7 protein-coding genes and 1 pseudogene are annotated in these 4,410 nt (G+C 62.3%); 6 read left to right on the forward strand and 2 right to left on the reverse strand.

Annotation, left to right across the window (positions count from 1 at the left end; all coding sequences use genetic code 11):
• The 6 genes and pseudogenes from NDI87_RS16695 to NDI87_RS16720 all read left to right on the forward strand — a co-directional run.
• Positions 1 to 527, forward strand: a 527-nt coding sequence (locus tag NDI87_RS16695; RefSeq protein WP_296276706.1) for a substrate binding domain-containing protein, incomplete at its 5' end; no start/stop codon positions are given.
• Between the two features lie 135 nt (positions 528 to 662).
• Positions 663 to 1,265, forward strand: a complete 603-nt coding sequence (gene wrbA / locus NDI87_RS16700) for an NAD(P)H:quinone oxidoreductase (protein WP_296276707.1) — start codon at positions 663 to 665, stop codon at positions 1,263 to 1,265.
• Between the two features lie 191 nt (positions 1,266 to 1,456).
• Positions 1,457 to 1,864, forward strand: a complete 408-nt coding sequence (locus NDI87_RS16705) for a DoxX family protein (protein ID WP_296276708.1) — start codon at positions 1,457 to 1,459, stop codon at positions 1,862 to 1,864.
• Between the two features lie 28 nt (positions 1,865 to 1,892).
• Positions 1,893 to 2,030, forward strand: a pseudogene (locus NDI87_RS16710) (pirin-like C-terminal cupin domain-containing protein); the annotation flags it as partial.
• Between the two features lie 23 nt (positions 2,031 to 2,053).
• Positions 2,054 to 2,455, forward strand: coding sequence for an OsmC family protein (locus NDI87_RS16715; protein WP_296276710.1), 402 nt, complete (start codon positions 2,054 to 2,056; stop codon positions 2,453 to 2,455).
• A 12-nt stretch (positions 2,456 to 2,467) separates the two neighbouring features.
• Positions 2,468 to 3,349, forward strand: coding sequence for a pirin family protein (locus NDI87_RS16720; RefSeq protein ID WP_296276711.1), 882 nt, complete (start codon positions 2,468 to 2,470; stop codon positions 3,347 to 3,349).
• Between the two features lie 15 nt (positions 3,350 to 3,364).
• Here the strand turns inward: NDI87_RS16720 and cobA are convergent, their stop codons facing one another.
• Together cobA and NDI87_RS16730 are read right to left on the reverse strand one after the other, a co-directional pair.
• Positions 3,365 to 4,147 carry a uroporphyrinogen-III C-methyltransferase gene (gene cobA, locus NDI87_RS16725; RefSeq protein WP_296276712.1) on the reverse strand — a complete coding sequence of 261 codons (783 nt, stop codon included), beginning with the start codon at positions 4,145 to 4,147 and terminating at the stop codon, positions 3,365 to 3,367.
• Positions 4,147 to 4,410, reverse strand: a 264-nt coding sequence (locus tag NDI87_RS16730) for a metalloregulator ArsR/SmtB family transcription factor (RefSeq protein ID WP_296276713.1), incomplete at its 5' end; no start/stop codon positions are given. The genes NDI87_RS16730 and cobA, both read right to left, overlap by 1 nt.

Raw genomic sequence — 4,410 nt, forward strand, 5'->3', positions numbered from 1 at the left:
AAGATTACGACATCACGTTGATGCCCACCGACGAAGCGTTTGATGCGGACGTGATTGCGCGCAAGATTTCCTCCACCGAGGCCGTGCTGGTGGCCTCACCCGCCTACATCCAGCGCAGGGGGGCACCCGCCACACCGCAAGACCTGGCCGCGCATGAGATTCTGCGTTTGAGGGCGCCGGGCCTGCGTTCGCACACCTGGCGCTTGTTGAATTCAGCGCGCCAGGACGAGGCGCTGGATGTGATGGTGGACCCCGGTCTGTGGATCAACCATACCGATACCCTGCTGCGGGCGGCCCTGGGTGGGGCCGGCATTACCTCGGTCGCCGTCGACTTGGTGGCGCCTTACTTGTCGCGCGGTGAACTGGTGCGTGTCTTGCGCCCCTGGATCACCGGCCGGCTCAGCCTGTATGCGGCGCTGCCCAGTCGCCAATTCATGCCCGAGCGCACACGTGTTTTTCTGGAATATCTGACTGAGCAGACGCGCATCGAAGTGAACAATGCGGTGCAGGCCTGCGAGGCCTGCTGAGAGCGCCCAGCCCCTGACAACGCCAATCGTCCTGCAAGCAACGCGTCCCCGGCTTTGTGATTAACATGGACGGCCCATAGTGCTTTTCGCGATGCGGCCGGCGACTCAACAGGCGCAAACTACCAAGGAGATCCCATGTCCAAAGTCCTCGTTCTCTACTATTCGACTTACGGCCACATCGAGACCATGGCGCAGGCGATGGCCGAGGGTGCCCGCTCAGCCGGGGCCACGGTCGATGTCAAGCGGGTGCCGGAAACGGTGCCCCTGGAGATGGCCAAGTCCGCCCATTTCAAGGTCGAGCAGGCGGCGGCTGTGGCCACCGTGGCCGAGCTCGAAGGCTATGACGCCATCATCGTCGGCTGCCCGACACGCTTTGGCCGCATGCCCGGGCAGATGGCCAGCTTTCTCGACCAGGCCGGCGGCCTGTGGGCGCGCGGCGCCTTGACCGGCAAGGTGGGTGGCGCCTTCACGTCGACTGCCACCCAGCATGGCGGCCAGGAAGTCACGCTGTTTTCCATCATCACCAACCTGATGCACTTCGGCATGACCATCGTCGGCCTGCCGTACAGCTATCAGGGCCAGATGACGCTCGATGAAATCGTCGGCGGCAGCCCCTACGGCGCCACCACCATCGCCGGCGGCCAGGGTCAGCGCCAGCCCAGCGCCATCGAGTTGGACGGCGCGCGCTTTCAGGGCAAGCTCATTGCCGAGACCGCCAATAAACTGTTCGGTTCCTGAGCGCGTCTGAACCCGCAAACCCGGCACATCTGAGTCGCAGTTCGGCACATTGGGGTCCATACCCGGGCTTGATTGTTCCTAAATTGGATCAATCATATCCATCTCAAGGGATTCCCAACTTCATTGTTGACAAATAAACTTCATCCATCGCAACACCCTGAGTTCATCTCATTTTTTAAAGGAAACCCATCATGTCCAACGCCATTCAAAACCCCCTCAATCTCGCCGCCCGTCTGCTGATGGTCGCCTTGTTCCTGCCCGCCGGTATCGGCAAGCTCACCGGCTTTGCCGGCACCGTGGGTTACATCTCATCGGTCGGCTTGCCCTTTCCCACTTTGGCTGCCGCCATGGCCGCGATCGTGGAAATTGTCGGTAGCCTGGCACTGCTCGCCGGTTTTGGTACCCGCATCGCCGCTTTGGTGCTGGCGGCATTCACGCTGGTGGCCAGTTTCTTCTTCCACGCCTACTGGGGTGTGCCGGCTGACCAGGCCTTCATGCAGCAACTGCTGTTTTTCAAGAACATTGCCGTGGTCGGTGGCTTGCTGGCGATTGCCGCCAACGGCGCCGGCGCCTGGAGTCTGGATGCACGCCGCGCCTGAACCCGCTTTTTGAAGAACGCCTGAACCCGCCAGGGTGCCGCTGATCTCGGGCCAGCCTCTGAAGGAGCCCATTGTTCAGTACGGCCCTTTTGTGATGAACTCGCAGGATGAGATTTACCAGGCACTGAGCGATTTCCGCGATGGCCGGCTGGGGGAGTCTGCCTGAACAGCTTTTAGAAGGAAAGCGCCATGACCATCGAAGCACGCCTGCACCGCGCCAACGGTGCACTCACCACGCTGAGCAACGGGCGCCACGTCTGGAATGCTGACGTTGATAAGACACTCGGCTCCAACGACCTGGCGCCGGACCCTCATGATCTGCTGGATTCTGCGCTGGCAGCCTGCACCTCGCTCACACTGGAGCTTTACATCCGTCGTCGGCAAATGGCGGTCACCGGGCTGCGTGTGACCGTGGATCACGTCGAGGGCAAAAACGAGCAGGGTCAGGTTCGCTACCAGATGATGCGTCGCATCTTCATTGAAGGCGACGTCACAGATGCCGAGCGTCAAAAATTGCTGGAGATTGCCAACAAGTGCCCGATCCATCGCATTCTTTCAGGCGAGATCAGCATCCAGTCGGCATTGGCTTGAAGGAGAAGAAGCATGGCAGAAGTTCTTCGTTTGACCGGCCGGGTCAGTGACCTGGCTGACGGCCTGACAGTTCGCCGCATCCTGCCCTCAGCAGCCCGGCGCGCGGTCGGGCCCTTTGTGTTCTTTGACCACTTCGGCCCTGTCACCCTGCAAGCCGGCACCGACAGTGATGTAGGCGGCCACCCGCACATTGGTCTGGCGACGGTGAGCTATTTGTTTGAGGGCAGCTTGCTGCACCGCGACAGCCTGGGAACGGTGCAGACCATCACGCCGGGAGCCATCAACTGGATGACAGCCGGGCGCGGCATCGTGCACAGCGAGCGCGTAACGGATGCGGAACGCGGCAAGTCGCGCCGCCTGCACGGTTTGCAGCTCTGGGTGGCACTGCCGCCTGCGCTGGAAACGTGCGACCCGGCTTTGCAGCATGTGCCAGCAACCGATCTGCCCACGCTGGTGCAGAACGACGGCGCACACATCCGCGTGCTGGTCGGCGAGGCCTTTGGCGTGCGCAGCCCGGTGCTGACCGCATCACCCACCCTTTACCTGGACCTGCAGTTGGCCGCAGACCGTGAATGGACGCTGCCACCACTGGCCGAAGAAATGGCGATCTACAGCCCGGCGCACAGCCTCCATGTCAACGACGAGGCGCTTGCGGCACAGGAGATGGCCGTGCTGCCCGCCAATACTGGTGCTACCCTGCGCGCCGGTCCGCAGGGCGCACGGCTGGTGGTGATCGGTGGCACGCCATTGGCGCAGCCGGTACGCATGTGGTGGAACTTCGTGGCATCGGATCGGCAGCGCATTGCCGAAGCAGTCAGGCGCTGGGCGGATGGCGGCTTTGCGCCCATCCCGGGTGAGACCGATCGAATTGCTGCGCCACCGTGGCGCGGATAAGCCAGACTGCGTCAGTCAGGCCAGCGTGGCATTGGCAAGCGCATACCAGGCCAGCTCCTGGTGCAGTTTGACCACTTCGCCAATGATCGTCAGGCACGGTGATTTCAGGCCGGCCTGCGCCACCCGTTCTGCCATGTTGGACAAGGTACCGGTAACGACCACCTGGGTCGGCATGCTGCCGTCCTGCACCACGGCAATGGGCAGGTCGGGCGCTGCCCCATGCAGCACCATCTGCCTGCATATATCGTGCAAGCCACTCAGTCCCATGTAAATGACCACCGTCTGATTGGCTCTGACCAGGCTGGGCCAGTCCAGGTCGGCTGTGCCATCCTTGAGGTGACCGGTGACAAACAGACAGCGCTGCGCGTAGTCGCGGTGCGTCAGCGGAATGCCCGCATAACACGCCACCCCGGCAGCGGCCGTCACGCCGGGCACCACTTCAAATGCCACCCCGGCGGCAGCCAGCGCCTGGAGTTCTTCGCCGCCGCGGCCAAAGATGAAGGGGTCGCCGCCCTTGAGGCGCACCACCTGCTTGCCCTCACGGGCCAGCTTCACCAGCAAGGCGTTGATTTGCGCCTGGCGCAGGGTGTGCTCATTGCGCCGCTTGCCGGCGTAAATGCGCTCGGCAGTGGGCGACACAAATTCAAGCACGCCATCGGACACCAGGTTGTCATAGACGATCACCTCGGCTTGCTGCAGCAGGCGCACGGCGCGCAGCGTCAAAAGCTCGGGCTCACCCGGGCCGGCGCCCACCAGATAAACGCGTCCGCCAGCGCACGCAGTGTGTGCTTGCGTCATCACGAATGATGGGTTGACTTGCGGTCGATTTCGTGACACACCGCCTCACAAATCGACACGATGCGCTGGTCAATGATGCGGTAAAAAATTTGCACGCCCTCGCGGCGCTTGCCCAGAATACCGGCCTGGTACAGGGTATTGAGGTGCTGCGACATGTTGGGCTGCGTGGTGTCCACCTGCGTCAGCAGGTAGCTCACATTTTTTTCGCCATCGCACAGGCAATTGATGATCTTGAGCCGCATGGGCGCCGACATGACACGAAA

Source organism: Rhodoferax sp. (assembly GCF_023701345.1).
GTDB lineage: Bacteria > Pseudomonadota > Gammaproteobacteria > Burkholderiales > Burkholderiaceae_C > Rhodoferax.

Excerpts from the sequence above, each read along its gene's own strand:
- NDI87_RS16715 (WP_296276710.1), top strand. The coding sequence starts at position 2,054 with ATGACCATCGAAGCACGCCTGCACCGCGCCAACGGTGCACTCACCACG.
- cobA (WP_296276712.1), bottom strand. The coding sequence starts at position 4,147 with ATGACGCAAGCACACACTGCGTGCGCTGGCGGACGCGTTTATCTGGTG.
- NDI87_RS16705 (WP_296276708.1), top strand. The coding sequence starts at position 1,457 with ATGTCCAACGCCATTCAAAACCCCCTCAATCTCGCCGCCCGTCTGCTG.
- NDI87_RS16720 (WP_296276711.1), top strand. The coding sequence starts at position 2,468 with ATGGCAGAAGTTCTTCGTTTGACCGGCCGGGTCAGTGACCTGGCTGAC.
- wrbA (WP_296276707.1), top strand. The coding sequence starts at position 663 with ATGTCCAAAGTCCTCGTTCTCTACTATTCGACTTACGGCCACATCGAG.